General features: G+C 64.4%; 14 protein-coding genes. 8 read left to right on the forward strand and 6 right to left on the reverse strand.

Translation table 11 applies throughout. From position 1 onward, the window contains the following. Positions 1-102: 102 nt before the first annotated feature. From thrC to NYQ83_RS07140, 4 genes are all read left to right on the forward strand, one after another. Positions 103-1,512, forward strand: a complete 1,410-nt coding sequence (thrC, locus tag NYQ83_RS07125) for a threonine synthase (protein ID WP_261213583.1) — start codon at positions 103-105, stop codon at positions 1,510-1,512. A gap of 2 nt (positions 1,513-1,514) precedes the next feature. After that, the gene (locus NYQ83_RS07130) at positions 1,515-2,777 is read left to right on the forward strand and encodes a M16 family metallopeptidase (protein ID WP_246008469.1); all 1,263 of its coding nucleotides are present in this window, start codon (positions 1,515-1,517) and stop codon (positions 2,775-2,777) included. Positions 2,778-2,789: 12 nt separating this feature from the next. Beyond that, the gene (locus NYQ83_RS07135; RefSeq protein ID WP_128292357.1) at positions 2,790-3,368 is read left to right on the forward strand and encodes a GNAT family N-acetyltransferase; all 579 of its coding nucleotides are present in this window, start codon (positions 2,790-2,792) and stop codon (positions 3,366-3,368) included. A 106-nt stretch (positions 3,369-3,474) separates the two neighbouring features. After that, the gene (locus NYQ83_RS07140) at positions 3,475-6,369 is read left to right on the forward strand and encodes an EAL domain-containing protein (RefSeq protein WP_261213584.1); all 2,895 of its coding nucleotides are present in this window, start codon (positions 3,475-3,477) and stop codon (positions 6,367-6,369) included. Positions 6,370-6,376: 7 nt separating this feature from the next. Here NYQ83_RS07140 and NYQ83_RS07145 read toward each other — a convergent pair whose 3' ends face one another. Further along, entirely contained in the window at positions 6,377-6,979 is a 603-nt protein-coding gene (locus NYQ83_RS07145; protein ID WP_128292355.1) for a YqgE/AlgH family protein, read from the reverse strand. A gap of 124 nt (positions 6,980-7,103) precedes the next feature. Here NYQ83_RS07145 and NYQ83_RS07150 point away from each other — a divergent pair, with 124 nt between their 5' ends. From NYQ83_RS07150 to NYQ83_RS07165, 4 genes are all read left to right on the forward strand, one after another. After that, positions 7,104-7,922 carry a protein-disulfide reductase DsbD domain-containing protein gene (locus NYQ83_RS07150; RefSeq protein ID WP_261213593.1) on the forward strand — a complete coding sequence of 273 codons (819 nt, stop codon included), beginning with the start codon at positions 7,104-7,106 and terminating at the stop codon, positions 7,920-7,922. Between the two features lie 123 nt (positions 7,923-8,045). Next, a complete protein-coding gene (locus tag NYQ83_RS07155; RefSeq protein WP_261213595.1) occupies positions 8,046-8,531 on the forward strand; it encodes a peroxiredoxin in 486 nt (161 codons plus the stop codon). A gap of 255 nt (positions 8,532-8,786) precedes the next feature. Next, a complete protein-coding gene (locus tag NYQ83_RS07160; protein ID WP_128292352.1) occupies positions 8,787-10,655 on the forward strand; it encodes a monovalent cation:proton antiporter-2 (CPA2) family protein in 1,869 nt (622 codons plus the stop codon). Positions 10,656-10,693: 38 nt separating this feature from the next. Further along, entirely contained in the window at positions 10,694-10,927 is a 234-nt protein-coding gene (locus tag NYQ83_RS07165) for a DUF2093 domain-containing protein (protein ID WP_164879668.1), read from the forward strand. A 19-nt stretch (positions 10,928-10,946) separates the two neighbouring features. Here the strand turns inward: NYQ83_RS07165 and lpxK are convergent, their stop codons facing one another. From lpxK to NYQ83_RS07190, 5 genes are read right to left on the reverse strand one after another with little or no spacing between them, the layout of a single operon-like run. Next, the gene (gene lpxK, locus NYQ83_RS07170; RefSeq protein ID WP_261213599.1) at positions 10,947-11,939 is read right to left on the reverse strand and encodes a tetraacyldisaccharide 4'-kinase; all 993 of its coding nucleotides are present in this window, start codon (positions 11,937-11,939) and stop codon (positions 10,947-10,949) included. A gap of 3 nt (positions 11,940-11,942) precedes the next feature. Next, positions 11,943-13,292, reverse strand: coding sequence for a 3-deoxy-D-manno-octulosonic acid transferase (locus NYQ83_RS07175; RefSeq protein ID WP_261213600.1), 1,350 nt, complete (start codon positions 13,290-13,292; stop codon positions 11,943-11,945). Continuing rightward, positions 13,285-13,953, reverse strand: a complete 669-nt coding sequence (locus tag NYQ83_RS07180) for a lysophospholipid acyltransferase family protein (protein WP_261213602.1) — start codon at positions 13,951-13,953, stop codon at positions 13,285-13,287. Before NYQ83_RS07180 ends, NYQ83_RS07175 begins: the two co-directional genes overlap by 8 nt. A 32-nt stretch (positions 13,954-13,985) precedes the next feature. Beyond that, on the reverse strand, positions 13,986-15,818 hold the full coding sequence (locus NYQ83_RS07185; RefSeq protein WP_164879632.1) for an ABC transporter ATP-binding protein: 1,833 nt from the start codon (positions 15,816-15,818) through the stop codon (positions 13,986-13,988). Further along, on the reverse strand, positions 15,802-16,056 hold the full coding sequence (locus NYQ83_RS07190) for a DUF4170 domain-containing protein (RefSeq protein WP_092810027.1): 255 nt from the start codon (positions 16,054-16,056) through the stop codon (positions 15,802-15,804). Before NYQ83_RS07190 ends, NYQ83_RS07185 begins: the two co-directional genes overlap by 17 nt. Positions 16,057-16,064: the final 8 nt, after the last annotated feature.

A 16,064-nucleotide genomic window follows, 5' to 3' on the forward strand; every position in this document is an offset into this window, starting at 1 on the left:
GAGGCTTTAGGGCACCGGCTGCTTGCGGCAAAGGGCTTGATGGCTCAAAAAGGCCGTTCGAGATGATGTGCCCGACTTCGGTCGGGAAACGAGGAGACGCTTTTGCGTTATGTATCCACGCGCGGCCAGGCTCCGGCTCTGGGCTTTCGTGACGTCGTTTTGACCGGGCTCGCCTCTGATGGCGGCCTCTACGTGCCGGAAGAATGGCCGGCCTTCTCCCCCTCAGAGATCGCAGCCTTCGCGGGGCGCCCCTATCAGGAGATCGCCCTTGCCGTCATGCGTCGTTTCGTCGGCGACGAGATCGGCGAGGCCAAGCTCAAGTCTCTCATCGCGGACGCCTATCGCAGTTTTCCGCACCCGGCGGTCACGCCGCTCGTGCAGATCGCGCCCAACCATTTCCTTCTGGAGCTCTTCCACGGCCCCACCCTCGCCTTCAAGGACGTGGCGATGCAGTTTCTCGCCGCCCTGATGGACGATATCCTGGCCGAACGTGGTGAGCGCGCGACCGTCGTCGGCGCCACCTCGGGCGATACCGGCGGCGCGGCAGTCGAGGCTTTTCGCGGACGCGCCCGCGTCGATGTCGCCGTTCTCTTCCCCGAAGGGCGCGTTTCTGAGGTGCAGCGACGGCAGATGACGACCCTGTCGGAGGACAACGTTCAGGCGATCGCCATCAAGGGCCATTTCGACGATGCCCAGGCCCTCGTCAAAGCCATGTTCGCCGACAAGGGCTTCCGCGAAGAGGTGTCGTTGTCGGGCGTCAATTCCATCAACTGGGGCCGCATCGCCGCCCAGACCGTCTACTATTTCGTCGCCGCCACGGCGCTCGGCGCGCCGGCCCGAAAAGTCTCTTTCACTGTGCCGACCGGCAATTTCGGCAATATTTTTGCAGGCTACGTCGCCGCGCAAATGGGCCTGCCGATCGACAAGCTTGTCATCGCGACCAACGTCAACGACATCCTGCACCGCACGCTCGAAAGCGGCCGCTATGAAGTGGGCGACGTGGTGCCGACGGCATCCCCGTCGATGGACATTCAGGTCTCCTCGAATTTCGAGCGTCTTCTCTTCGCCGCCGAAGGGCGCGACGACACGGCAACACGGCGGCATATGAATGGCTTGAAGCAATCCGGCTCGTTCACGCTGGAGGAGAAAAGTCTGAGCGCCATCAAGACGGATTTTGCGTCAGGACGGACCGACGAAGCGGAAACGGCGGCCACCATTCGCCGGGTCCACGCCCAAACCGGGCTCGTCATCGACCCGCACACGGCGGTCGCCGTCAGCGTCGCCGAGCGCCATCTGCGGCCGTCCTCACCGATGGTGACGCTCGCCACCGCCCATCCGGCGAAATTTCCCGATGCGGTGGAAAAGGCCAGCGGCATTCGCCCGGCGTTGCCGGAGCGGCTCGCCGGCCTGATGGAGCGTAAGGAGCACTTCACGGTGGTGCCGGCAGAATTGGAAGCGGTGGAACGACAGATACGATCTCGCTCGCGCGCCGCGCAGGTCGAGGCGTTATAATCATGCAGCTCAGCAAACTTGAAAACGGCCTCACGGTCGTCACCGAAACCATGCCGCATCTCAAGACGGCCGCGATCGGCGTTTGGGTCAATGCCGGCACACGCTCGGAAAGCGAGGCCGAGCACGGCATCTCGCACCTTCTGGAGCATATGGCCTTCAAGGGGACGACGCGGCGGAGCGCACGCGACATCGCCGAGGCGATCGAAGCCGTCGGCGGGGAGATCAACGCCGCGACGTCGATCGATCACACGGCCTATTACGCCCGGGTGCTCAACGAGGATCTGCCGCTCGCCATCGACGTCCTCTCCGACATCGTCATCCATTCCACCTTCGATCCTGTGGAACTGGCGCGCGAGCGTCACGTCATCCTGCAGGAGATCGGCGCGGTGATGGATACGCCCGACGATCTCGTCTTCGATTACTTCCAGGCCGCGGCCTATCCCGATCAACCAATCGGACGCACCATCCTCGGTGAGGAAGCCTCGATCACGCGGATCACCCCGGACGACCTCAAAGCCTATCTCGCCCGTCATTACCGCGGCGACGCCTTGGTTCTTGCGGCCGCCGGTGGCATCGAACACGACGAGGTGGTGGCGCTCGCCAAAGAGAAGTTCGGCGACGTCGAAAAGAACGGCAACGGCGAGCTTGCGCCGGCGCGCTATCTCGGCGGCGACCATCGGCAAAAGCGGCGTCTGCAGGAAGCGCAGATCATTTTCGGCTTCGAAGCCCCGTCGCGGCGTTCCGACCGCTATTTCGCGGCGCGCATGCTCGGCACCATCCTCGGCGACGGCATGGCCTCCAGGCTCTTCCAGCGTGTGCGCGAGGAAGAAGGCTTGTGCTATTCGATCTCGGCCTTTCACTGGGCTTTCGCCGACAGCGGCGTCCTCGGCATTCACAGCGCCACCTCGAAGGGGGACGTCAAGGCGGCCTCGGCCCTCATTCTCGACGAGCTTTTGAGGATCACCGACGGCGTGAACGAGGAGGAGATCTCCCGCGGTCGCGCCCAGATCAAGGCGGGCCTCCTGATGGCGCTCGAAAGCCCGGCGGCCCGTGCCGGGCAGCTCGCCCGCCAGATCATGATCCTCGGTCGCCCGCTCGCCCTCGACGAGCTTCTCGCCGATCTCGAAAGCGTCACCTCGAACGACATTGCCGAGATGGCGAAGGATGCGCTGGCCTCGCCGCTGACGCTCGCTGCGATCGGACCGGTCGGCAACCTTCCCGATGCCGGGAGCATGACCAAGCGTCTGCGCGGCAGCATGGTGTAACGGCCGACGACCATGGCGTTCCTGCGCTCCGTCTCATCCGCCGAAGTCGGGCCGAGCCTCACCGGTGAGGGCGTGTTGTTGCGTGCGCCACAATTCGCCGACTTCGCGGAATGGGCGGCTTTGCGGGAAGAAAGCCGCGCCTTCCTGGCGCCATGGGAGCCGATCTGGCCTTCCGACGATCTCACGCGCATGTCGTTTCGGCGGCGCATCCGGCGATACCGCAACGAGATCCGGGACGATCTGGCCTATCCCTTCTTCATCTTCCGGATGTCGGGGAACGTCCTCGTCGGCGGCCTCACCCTGTCCAACGTCACGCGCGGCATGACCCAGTCGGCGACGATCGGATATTGGATGGGCGAACCTTTTGCGGGCCAAGGCCATATGAGCGCCGCTTTGCGGGCGATTATTCCCTACGCTTTCGGTCCGCTGCGTCTGCACCGGCTCGAGGCAGCCTGCCTGCCGCACAACCGGGCGTCGATCACGCTTCTGGAAAGATGCGGCTTCCAGAGAGAAGGTCTTGCCCGCGGTCTCGTGTGTATCGCCGGGCGCTGGCAGGACCATATCCGCTTTGCACGGCTCGCCGAGGACTGATCCGGCCGGGGATGAACACCACCCCTTGTCGGCCAAAGGTTGTGTGCAAGCCAGACGAGGGTTAGACGATGACGTCGATTTGCCGGAAAAGATGAGGCTTGAGGGCTTGCGCGTATCGCCTTTCCCACTGAGGATTCTGCTCGTCCTGGCGGCCTTTTTCGTGCTCGTGCGGCCAGCTGCGGCGCTTGAAGCCATCGAGGTGCCGCTCGGAGCCGCAACCCTCGATCTCACCGACGCGGTCGAACGTTATTCCAGCGATACGGACCGCTTGCAGGTTTCGACCGCGGCCGGCGCCGACGGCATCGTCCGCCGCATCGAGGTGCGGGCACAAAACGACGGCGGCAGCTCCGACTGGGTCGTCTTCGCGCTCGCCAACACCTCCGACGAGCAGATCGACCGCCTCCTCGTCGCCCCGCATTACCGGCTGGTCGGCTCCGGTGTTCTGACCCCCGACCTCGGCTCGGTGCGGATCGTCGCCGTCACGCCGTCGGAAGGTTTCGCACCGGAACATCTCGACGAGCCGGGCTCCGATGTCTTCCGCATCACGCTCGATCCAGGCGCCATCGTCACGTACATCGCGCAGCTCTCCTCGCCCAAACTCACGGAACTGCATCTCTGGCAGCCGGAAGCCTATGAGGAGAGCGTCAATTCCTTCACGCTCTACCGCGGCATCGTTCTCGGCATTTCGGCGCTGCTTGCGCTCTTCCTCACCGTCCTCTTCGTCGTTCGCGGCACAGCGATGTTCCCCGCATCGGCGATCCTGGCCTGGGCCGTCTTCGGCTATATCGCCATCGATTTCGGCATCATCGGCAAGGTTTTCGGGCTCGGGCCGGAAGCGCTGCAGGCCTGGCGCGCGGCCACGGAAGTGCTCCTGTCTTTGGCGCTGACGGTCTTCCTCGCGACCTATCTGCACCTGCACCGCTGGCACATTCGCTACGCGCATCTCACCGGCATCTGGCTCGTCGTTCTGACGGCCCTCTTCGGCATCATCCTCATCGATCCGACGACGGCCGCCGGCATTGCCCGCATCTCGCTGCCGATCACTGTGATGCTCGGGCTCGCCGTCATCGTCTATCTGGCCTTCCGAGGCTTCGACCGCGCCATCATGCTGGTGCCGTCCTGGACGATCCTCGTCTTCTGGCTTGCCATGGCCTGGCTCGCCGTTTCGGGACGCATCGACAATCCGTCGATCCAGCCCGCCCTTGCCGGCGGCCTTGTTCTCCTCGTCATGCTGGTCGCCTTCACCATCATGCAGCACGCCTTTGCCGGCGGCGGCCTTGCCCAGGGCATCGTCAGCGATGCGGAGCAGAAGGCGTTGGCCCTCGTCGGCGCCGGGCACGCCATCTGGGACTGGGACGTGGCGCGGGATCGCATCGAGATCGGCCATGAGATCGAAACCGTGCTCGGGTTGAAGCGCGGGGCTCTCGAAGGGCCGGCGCGCAACTGGCTCGGCACGCTGCATCCGACCGATCGCGACCGCTTCCGCGCCGTGCTCGACGCCGTGATCGTGCAGCGCCGCGGCCGCATCAACCAGATCTTCCGCATGCGCGCCGCAGACGGACGTTTCCTGTGGTTCCATCTCAAGGCACGCCCGATCGTCGGTGCCGACGGCGAGGTGATGCGCTGTTCCGGCACGCTGGCGGACGTCACGGAATCGCGCACCGCCGAGGACCGTCTCCTGCACGACGCGATCTTCGACAACCTCACCGGCCTGCCCAACCGGCAATTGTTCCTCGACCGGCTCGAACAGGCGCTCCTGCGCGCGGAAGCCGCGGCAACAGTCATGCCGTCGGTCATCTATCTCGACCTCGACGGCTTCCAGCGCATCAACGACGAGAACGGCATTTCCGTCGGCGATTCGGTGCTTCTCGCCATCGCCCGCCGCCTCTCCCGGCTTTTGTCGCCGGCCGACACGCTCGCCCGTATCGGCGGCGACGGTTTCGCAATCCTGCTCGGGGCGCCGGGCGAAGTGGATGTGGTGCAGGAATTCGCCGATTCCCTGCGCATCGCCGTGCGCGCGGCGATCCCGATCGGCGATCAGGACATTCGCGTCACCGCCTCGGCCGGCGTGGCGATCGCCACGAAGGGCGCAGCGACCGCCGAAACTCTGAAGGATGCCGAGACGGCAAGCTTCCATGCCAAGCGCCAGGGCGGCGACCGCACCTCCCTTTACCGGCCGGGCGAAATCGTGAGGCGCGACAGCGACGATCTGCAGTCCGACCTTGCCGCGGCCCTCGAAGGCGGCGAGATCGAGCTCGTCTATCAGCCGATCATCCGGCTTTCCGACAACACGATCGCCGGCTTTGAAGCCTTGGTGCGCTGGGAGCATCCGCGCCGCGGCTCGGTGCCACCGAGCGAATTCATTCCGGTCGCGGAAGAAAGCGGTCTCATCGTCCAGCTCGGTCTCTTCACGCTGGAGCGCGCAGCGCGCGATCTGGCTCTCTGGCAGACAGTCCTGCGCGAAGGTCCGCCGCTTTTCGTCTCCGTCAACGTCTCAAGTCAGCAGCTCCTGCGCTACGACCTCATCAACGACGTCAAGGCGGTGCTCGCACGAAGCGGCGTCGCGCCGGAAACGCTGAAGCTCGAAATCACCGAATCGCTGGTGATGCAGAACCCCGAATTCGCCGCCAAGATGCTTGAGGAAATCCGCAATCTCGGCGCCAGCCTGGCCCTCGACGATTTCGGCACAGGCTATTCGGCGCTCTCCTATCTGCAGCGCTTTCCCTTTGACACCATCAAGGTCGACCGGTCCTTCGTCGCCAACAACGGCTCCACGGCGCGCCCCGTCATTCTGCGTTCGATCATCACGCTCGCCCACGATCTCGGCATGGATGTCGTGGCGGAGGGGGCGGAGACGGAATCCGATACGCTGGAGCTCATGCAGCTCGGTTGCGAATACGTGCAGGGATATCTCTACGGACGACCGATGTCGTCGCAGATGGCAAACCAGATGGCACGCCGCAATCAGCAGCCGGAGCAATCGCTGGCGCGTTCCGCTTAAAAAGAGATCAGGCGTGGCCTGAGAGGGACGACAGCCGGTCCTGGGCAACGCCGATCTTCGACAAAGCGCGATCGTATTTCGTCTCCAGATCGGCATCGAAGAGGATCGCCCTGTCGGCGGGGCCGTTCAGCCAGCCATTCGCCTGGATCTCGAGCTCGAGCTGTCCCGGCGCCCAGCCTGCATAGCCAAGCGCCAGAAGCGCCTCGGCAGGCCCCTCTCCGTCTGCAATTGCCCGCAGCACATCGAGCGTCGCGGTCAGGCAGACTTCGTCGGAAATCGGCAGCGTCGCTTCTTCGAGGAAAAAATCGCAGGAATGCAGGACGAAGCCGCGGCCCGTTTCGACGGGACCGCCGCGATGCACGCGGATCTCGTCGAGATGGCGCGGATCTCCCACCACCACGTCCTCTTCATGCCCGATTTCGAGCTGGGCAAGGAGATCGCGGAAATTGATTTCAGGCGCGAGCTTGTTGATGACGATCCCCATCGCGCCCTGATCAGAGTGCGCGCAGAGATAGATGACCGTCCTTTCGAACCGCTTGTCGCCCATCGTCGGCATCGCGATTAGAAACTGGCCGTCCAAGAAGCCGCTATCCGGCGTCGCTGTTGTCATGCCCGGATGGTAGCAACCGCCGCAGCGCTTGAACAGGCTCGGCGGGGTTTTGCCTCACCAAGAAATGACCATAAGAGCGCGGAAGAGATTGGCCGCCCGTCTGGGTCATATGCAAGGTGGTCGTATGCAGCGACGTTTTCTTCTTACCCCCCTAATCATCTCCCTGGCCCTCGCCATCTTTGCCGGCCCGGCCACAGCCGCACAATCCGACTGGTCGGAGGGGGAGCGCTCTCGTCTCCGCCTGATCGCGTCGCCCGTCGACGGCGAGGTGATGGCGGGGATCGAAATCGAGCTCGAACCCGGCTGGCACACTTATTGGCGCAGCCCCGGCGATGTCGGCATTCCCCCGCGTTTCGATTTTTCCGGATCCGAGAACCTGCGCTCCGCCCAGGTGCTCTATCCCGCGCCCGAACGCTATAACGACGGCACCAGCATATCGGCAGTCTATTTCGACCGGGCGGCTCTTCCCGTCCTCGTGACGGCGGACGATCCGGCCAAACCCGTCGTCCTCAAACTCTCGGCCTTCTACGGCGTGTGCAAGGACGTCTGCATTCCCGCCGACGGCGCGGCCACGCTCACCATCGATCCGCAGCCAAAGGACGATCCGCGCTCTCGTATCGCCCTCAAAGAGGCTCTCACCGAACTGCCGCAGCAGGGTCCCGCGGCCGGCCTCGCGATCGAGAGCCCGCAGCGCGACGGCAGCGACGTGACGATCCCCGTGGTGGCTGAACGCGCGCCAAAGCAAGCGCCCGTCCTTTTCGCCGAGGCACCCGACGGAGCTTATCTCCCCGTTCCTGAGCTTGGCTCGCATGAGGGCGGCAGTTTCGTCTACCGCTTGGGCTTTTCGAGCCCGCAGGAGGCTGAGGCCCTGTCCGGCAAGGAGCTCCGCTTCACTCTCGTCTCCGGCGGAGAGGCGATCGAGCAGTCGATGAAGCTTCCCTAACGAAACACTCTCTTCGCGCTGACGACTTCAAACGTCCCGGCGCCGCCCTAAATCGGAGCTACGCCGCCCGCAAAAAGCGCGGCGCCCCTCGATTTTGCGTGTTTCTACCATCAGGAGATCTTCATGACCCTTTCCGCCGGCGATCGCATCCCAGGGACCACCTTCTTCGTCTCCGGCGAAAACGGCCCGGAAAAGCGCACCACGGACGAGATTTTTCCCGGCAAGAAGGTCGTTCTGTTCGGCGTGCCCGGCGCCTTCACGCCGACCTGCCAGAACAAGCATCTTCCCGGCTTTTTGGAGCATTACGACGCGATCAAGGAGCGCGGCGTCGACACGATCGCGCTCGTCGCCGTCAACGATCCCTTCGTGCTCAAGGCCTGGTCCGAGACGACCGGCGCCACCGGCAAAATCCCCTTCCTTTCCGATGGGAATGCCGAATTTGCGAAGGCCGCGGGCCTTGCCATCGACGGCTCGGGCGCGGGCCTCGGGACAAGGCTCGCACGCTTTGCCGCCATTGTGGACGATGGTGTGGTGAAATCGATCTACGTCGAAGACGCGCCGTCAGATGCGGAGAAGTCGACGGCAGCTGCAGTTCTCGAAGCACTCTAATCCAGGACTTTCGCTCGGTCCGTTATGCCGGGCCGCGCTTCCTGCAACACGACTACCTGCCGCGCGACGGCCTCGCGCGGCGGAAACAGAGGTTGATGCGTGCGCTCACCTCAAGCCGCAGTGCGAACGACGCCCCTCGATCACGGCTTTTTTTAAGATACCGCCGCAAGTCCTGGCCCTCTTGCACTTTCGCCCTCTTCAAGCGGCGGCATTAAGACTGTATCGTCTCATACAAATCCTTCGAGGCTGACTGGAATGGCCGCTTCAACAGCGGAAGCCGTCGCGGAAGCCGCCGGCGCCACCAATGCTGTGCTCTTTGCCGAGCCGCTGATCCTGCTTGGAGCAGCCGTGCTGATGGTGCCGCTTGCCAAGCGTCTCGGCCTCGGCTCCGTTCTCGGCTATCTGGCGGCCGGCGTCATCATCGGCCCGCTGGCGCGCCTCATCAGCGAGCCGGAACAGATCCTGCACGTCTCCGAGCTCGGCGTCGTCATGTTTCTGTTCATCATCGGCCTCGAGCTCAAGCCCTCGAAGCTCTGGACGATGCGGCGCGATATTTTCGGCATGGGCGCGGCCCAGGTCGGCATCACCGGCATCGTCCTCAGCCTCGGCTTCTTTCTGTTCGGCTGGCGCCTGGAGCCGGCGTTGATCATCGGCTTCGGTCTCGCCATGTCGTCGACCGCCTACGGCATGCAGGATCTGGCGGAAAGGAACGATCTGAAGACGCCCTATGGGCAGAAGAGCTTTTCCATCCTGCTCTTTCAGGACATCGCCATCGTGCCGCTTCTGGCTCTGGTGCCGCTGATGTCGCCGGGCAATACGGAGAATGCGGCCTCGAGCGGGCTGGTGGAGGTGATCAAGCTCGTTGTCGCCACCGGCCTCCTGCTTCTCGCCGGCCGCTTTCTGCTCAATCCGATGTTCCGCCTCCTCGCAGCCACCAAGGCGCGCGAAATCATGACCGCCGCGGCACTTCTGGTCGTGCTCGCAGCCGCGGCCATCATGGACATGGCCGGCATGTCGATGGCCATGGGCGCCTTCATCGCCGGTGTGATGCTTGCCGATTCCTCGTTTCGCCACGAGCTGGAGGCCAATATCGAGCCGTTTCGCGGGCTCCTTCTCGGCCTTTTCTTCATCGCCGTCGGCATGTCGATCAATCTGTCGAGCGTGCTCGTGGCCTGGTGGCGCATCCTCCTCGTCGTGCCGATCGTCATGCTCCTCAAGGGCGCGATCCTCTACGGTCTCAATCGGCTCTTCGGTGCCAGCCACAACAATGCGGTCCGCACCGCCACCCTGTTGCCTCAGGCCGGTGAATTCGCCTTCGTTCTTTTCGCCTCGGCGGCCGCCACACGGGCGCTCTGGCCGTCCGAGACCTCCTTCGTCGCAGCGATCGTCACCTTCTCCATGGCGCTCACGCCACTGTCGCTCTGGCTCAGCAAATTCCTCCTCATCGAAGAGGACGAAGACGCCATGGAAGAGGATTTCGAGGGAGCCGGCGGCGAGGTGCTGGTGATCGGCTTCGGCCGCTTCGGACAGATCGTCAGTCAGGTGCTGCTCGCCCGCAACGTCAATGTGACGATCATCGAGGCGAATGCGGAACGCATCCGCCAGGCCGCCCGCTTCGGCTTCCGCATCTATTTTGGCGACGGCACCCGCATCGACGTGTTGCGCGCCGCCGGCGCCGAGGAAGCCAAGCTCATTTGCGTCTGCGTCGACCAGCGGGAAACCACCAACCGGATCGTCGACATTCTCGTCGCGGAGTTCGACCAGGCGGAGATCTACGCGCGCGCCTGGGACCGGGCGCACACGCTCGAACTCATCGAAAAGGGCGTCGATTACGAGCTGCGAGAGACCTACGAATCGGGTCTCGTCTTCGGCGGCGAAGCGCTGATGGCGATCGGCTTCGATCGCGAAGAAGTCCAGGCAACGCTGGAAGATGTGCGGCGGCGCGATGCGGAGAGGCTCTCCTGGCAGAGGAGCGGCGACTTCTCCTCCGGCCGTCACCTGATGCATCCGCAAAAGGTCGAGCCCGAACCTCTCGTCCCGCCGGAAAAACACCGCGCGCGCGACGAGGAAGAAGACGACGACCACGTTCCGCCACCGCCCGCGCGTGAAACCGAGCGGGCCTGATGCGGCTTCAATTCCCGTCCAAAAGCCATTAGTTAGAGATCATGAACAGATATGAAGGCATAGGCCCCGGCGGCGAGGCCAAAATCCGCTATCTCGATGGAGATTTCCAGGTGACGGTTCCCGGCACGTTCGTGACATGTGCCGTCACGGGCACGCACATACCGCTTTCGGAGCTGCGCTATTGGAGCGTCGACCGGCAGGAGCCCTATGCCGATGCGGCGGCGTCCTTGAAGCGCGAGCTCGAGCTGCGCGACGCCAAGGCGGCCGGATAGCCCGCAGACACACGCCGCCTCAGAAGAGGCGCTCGGCGAGCCAGGCCCACAGAGCTTCCCTTCCGGGAATATCGGCCTCGACCGGAAACACGGTGAGCCGCTCATAGAGCGCCTGCCGCGCCCCTCCTTGTCCGGTGAGACGCGCGGCGTCCTTTTCCGTTGTCACGAGCTTCAGGCCGGCGCGCTCGGCGTCTGCGACGAGCCTCCGACAATCCTCTTCGCTGTAGGGGTGGTGATCGGGAAATGGCTGCCGTATCGCAACCACGGCCCCCACGTCTTCAAGCGAGCGAAAAAAGCGCTCCGGCGCGCCGATCCCCGCGAAAGCGAGAAACCTTTCATTCTGCCATGCGCCGCAGCCGCTTGGTCGCAGCATGCCGCGGAAGACCGGCAGGCCTTCCGCTTCGGCCGTCGCCGCCATGGCATCGCCCGGCTCGCCTTCGCCCATGATGAAGACGCAGTCGGCGAGCGGAAGCTGCGACCTCATGGGCGCGCGCAGCGGCCCCGCCGGAAAGACGAAGCCGTTGCCTGTTCCCCTCGCCCCATCGACGACGACGAGCGAGACCGTCTTCGTAAGGCTCGGATTTTGAAAGCCGTCATCCATGATGACGAGGTCCGCACCTTTTTCTGCGAGAAGTCTTGCGCCGGCGACACGGTCGCGCGCCACCACGGTCGGTGCGACAGAAGCCAGAAGCAGTGGCTCGTCGCCCACCTCGTCCGCCGAATGATGGCTGCGATCGACTGCGAGCGGACCCTTGGTCGAGCCCCCATAACCGCGTGACAGATATCCGGGCTTATGCCCCTTCTCTATCGCCAGGCGACCGAGCGCCAGGGAGAGCGGGGTCTTGCCGGAACCGCCGAGGGTGAAATTGCCCACGCACAGAACTGGGCATGTCGCCGCCTCACCAGATTGGCGCATCCGCCGGGCCGTGAACCAGCCATATAACCAGCCTGCCGGGGCGAGCGCCCGGCCGAGAGCTGCGCCCTTCCGCCACCAAAAGGACGGCGCATGCATGGCTCAGCGCGCCTCGCCGACCTGGGCGACGGCAGGTTTTACCGGCAGATAGGGACGCAACGCGTCGAGGCTCCGCTCCAGCGCGCCCGTCAGGCTTTCGATGCAATGCGTGGCCGCATCGACGCGCTGGCGCCGGTGCTCGGGATTGGCGAACAGCGCTTCGGCCTGGGCGGCGAGATCATCCGCCCCGCTCACTTCGCCGACGGCATCGGCCGAGCGCAACGCCGCGAAGATTTCGGCGAAATTCGCCGTATGCGGTCCGTGCAGGATCGGCACTGCGAGTTTCGCCGGCTCGATCGGGTTCTGTCCGCCATGCGGGATGAGAGTGCCGCCGAGAAAGGTCACGTCCGCCAGCCTGTACCACAGCCCCATCTCGCCGATCGTGTCGGCGATGAAGACGGGTTTCGTCATGTCGGGCATATCGCCGGCCGAGCGCAACGCGGGCGTCAGTCCCGCATTGCGGCAAAGATCAGCCAGCGCCGGGGCCCGTTCCGGGTGGCGCGGCGCCAATATCGTCAGAAGATCGGGACGCACGGCGCGCAGCTTCTCCGCAGCAGCCAGAACCTGCTCGTCCTCTCCCGGATGCAGGCTCGCGCCCAGAAAGACGGGCCGTCCCTTGATGGTTTCACGGAAGGCGGCAAGCTCCGCGGCTGGCGCGGACGGTTCCGGCGCATCGAATTTGAGATTGCCGCTGACCATGACCTTGTCCATGCCGAGCGCCTTGAAGCGGGCGGCGTCATCGCCCGTCTGGGCCAGGCACAGCGAGATGCGCCGCATGATCGACCGTCCGAGCGGGCCGCTCTGCCGCCACCGGCGGAAAGAGCGCGGAGACATGCGGCCATTGACGACGACGAGCGGCACGCCATGCCGCGACAGCTCGTCCATGGCGACGGGCCACAGCTCCGATTCCACGAAGATCGCCAGTCCGGGACGCCAATGCTGGACGAAGCGGGCGCAATAGCGCGGCACGTCGAGCGGCACATATTGGTGGATGGCGTTGCCCTTCAGCCGGGCGCGGGCGATCTTTGCGGAGGTCACCGTGCCGGTCGTCAAAAGGACGCCGAGCCCCTGCTCCTGAATGGCCGAAATCAGAGCGAGGACAGCATTCGTCTCGCCGACACTCGCCGCATGCACCCAGACGAGCGGACCTGCCGGCCGCTTGCGACCGGGAATGCCGCGGCGCTCCGCCAGCCGTTCGCCCTCTTCTTTGCCGCGTCGCTCCCGCTCGCGCAGAAGCAGGGCCGCAGCGGGCTCGACGAGCCGGCCGGCGCTGCGCCAGGCGGCAAAGGCGACACGGTCCCAGAAACCACGTCCGTCGATTTCCTGCATCGGGGGGCCGTCGATTTCACGCATGGGGGATCCCCGCGAGCTCTTCCGCCTTTGCCAGAACTTGATTCAAGCCCTCCTCGGCCGACAGACGAAGGGCTTCCAACTCTTCCGGCGTCGCCTTTGCGGGAACGAAGATCGGATCGCCGAGCGCAAAGCCGCCGCGCCCGAAGGGAAGCGGAATGCGGGCCCGGTCCCAGCTGCCAAGATCGATGCGCCACTTCGTGGCGACGCCAAGCGGCACGATCGGACGCCCGGAATGCTGTGCGAGTTTGACCACGCCCTCGCCGCAACGCCTCGGGGTGCCCCGCGGCACATCGGCGGTCTGCGCGACCGACAGGCCATGCTCCAAAGCATCGAGCATTCCGAGAAATCCTGCGACGCCGCCCTTCTTGGCGGCCTTCAAACGGTCGCGACCGCCGGAGCCCCGCACCACCTTGAGTCCCATCGCCTCGACCGCGGCGGCGTTGATCGCTCCATCGGCAGAGCGGGAGACGAGCACGGCGAAGTCGTGCCCCTCGCGCCGCATCAGCGGCACCAGGAAATGCTGCCCGTGCCAGCAGGCACCGATGATCGGTAGCTTGCCCTCGATCTTGGAATAAGGCTCCGCGGGGTCGGTCGCAAAACGCGTCGTTCGGCGCACGAATCTCAGATAGGCGCCGGCCGCGCGTCCCACGAACCGGGACACTTTGGGGTTCCGCGCAAGTGTCTTCAGCATGCTCAGCGTCCGGCAGCCGCCAAGGCTGGTGCCTCGCCAACGAACTGCGTGTGAAACATGCGCGCATAGGCGCCGTTCTTGGCGATCAGCTCGTGGTGGCTGCCACGCTCGACGATGCGTCCTTCGACCATGACGCAGATGAGATCGGCCCGTTTCACCGTCGACAGGCGATGCGCGATCATCAGAACCGTGCGCCCTTTCAGCAATCCGTCGAGAGCGGTCTGCACCTTGGCTTCGGCTTCCGCATCGAGCGCGCTCGTCGGCTCGTCGAGAAGCAGGATCGGGGCATCGCGCAGCATGGCGCGCGCAAAAGCCACGCGCTGCCGTTCGCCGCCCGACAACCGCCCTCCGGCTTCGCCCACATGCGTCTCATAGCCGTTCGGAAGACGGGAAATGAAATCATGCGCCGCCGCAGCTTTGGCGGCTTCGATGATCTGCTCCTGCGACGCCTCTTCCGATCCATAGGCGATGTTGGTCCGGATCGTCTCGTCGAACAGAACAGGGTCCTGCGTCAGGAGCGCAGATGCACCACGCACGCTCGGCAAGGTGACGTCGCGAACATCCTGACCGTCGATGAGAATGCGTCCGCCGCTCGGATCGAAAAAGCGCAAGGCGAGATTGAGAACGGTGCTCTTGCCGGCGCCGCTTGGTCCGACCAAAGCGACTTTCTGTCCCGGTTCGATCGACAGGTCGAAATCACGCAGGACCGGCGTGCCGTTGTCATAGGAAAAGTCGACATGCTCGAAGCGGATGCGTGCTTCGCGCACATTGAGCGGCTTGGCGCCGGGCTTTTCCGCGACGATCGCGGAATGATCGATCACGGCAAAGATGCGGCTTGCCGCGGTCACGCCCTCAGAAAGCTGCGCCTGGGTCTGGGCCAGAGTGCGCATCGGCGGATAGGTCAGCATCGCAGCCGTCAAAAAGCCGGCGAAGTGGCCAAGCGAGACGTTGCCGTAAATCCCCTGCCAGCCGCCATAGAAGATCGCGGCGGCGATGCCGACCCCCGACAGCGTCTCGGTGACCGGGCCAACGGCAGCACGTGAGCGCGCCGTCTTCATCAGATAGCGGACGATGTTGTCGACGATGACGTGGAAGCGCTCGGCCTCGCGCTGCTCCTGGCGATAGGCCTTGACGACGCGCAGGGATTGCAGCGTCTGCGTCAGCATGCTGCCGAGATCGCCCGCTTCCTTGAGCGAGCGCCGCACGGAGCCGGAAATGCGCTTGCGCTGGCGCGTCAGATACAAATAGGCGAACGGCATGCCCGCGCAGACGAGGAGCGCCAGTCGCCAGTCCATGTAGAACATCGACGCCGTCAGAAAGAGCACCGTCAGCGAATCCTTGACGAGCGCTGTCATGGTTTTGGCGGCCGCGCGCTGGACGATATCGGCGTCGTTGACGAAAGCGGAGACGAAGCGGCCCGAATGCGTGCGCTCCACCCAGGCGAGATCGGCCTTCGTCAGCGTCTCGAACATGCGGATGCGCAATTCGGAGACGACCTTGTTGCCGAGCCACGCATCGGTGACCTTGGACGTCCAATCGGCAACGCCGCGCACGCCCATGACGAGGATGATCGCCACCGGCAGCAGATAGAGAAGCATTTCGTTCTTGGCGACGAACACCTCGTCCGCGACGACCTGAATCAGGAACGGCACGGCGCCAGACGTCGCTGCGCCGACAACCATGCTGATCAGCGCGACGAAAAGGACGCGACGATGTGGCCAGAGAATATCGACCAGAAGCCGCCGCATGACGGCATAGGCCGAGATGTCCTCGACCGTCAGAGTATCACTGCCACCGTCCCGGCTGATTTCGCCGGAACTACCGCTTTGGGTCATGTTCAGGATCGAGCAATCGGTGCAGATGCACGATGAAATAGCGCATATGCGCATTGTCCACCGTCATCTGCGCCTTTTCCTTCCAGGCTTTGTAGGCCTCGGCGTAGTTCGGATAGACGCCGACGATGTCGAGCGCTTCGAGATCGGTGAAATGAAGACCGCGTAGATCGCTCAGCTCGCCACCGAAAACGAGGTGGAGAAGCTGTCCGCTTTTCGCTTCGCGAGGTTCAGAGGTCATATATGGCC

Origin of the sequence: Afifella sp. JA880 (assembly GCF_025379905.1) — a bacterium.
In the GTDB taxonomy this organism is placed as follows: Bacteria; Pseudomonadota; Alphaproteobacteria; order Rhizobiales; family Afifellaceae; genus Afifella; species Afifella aestuarii.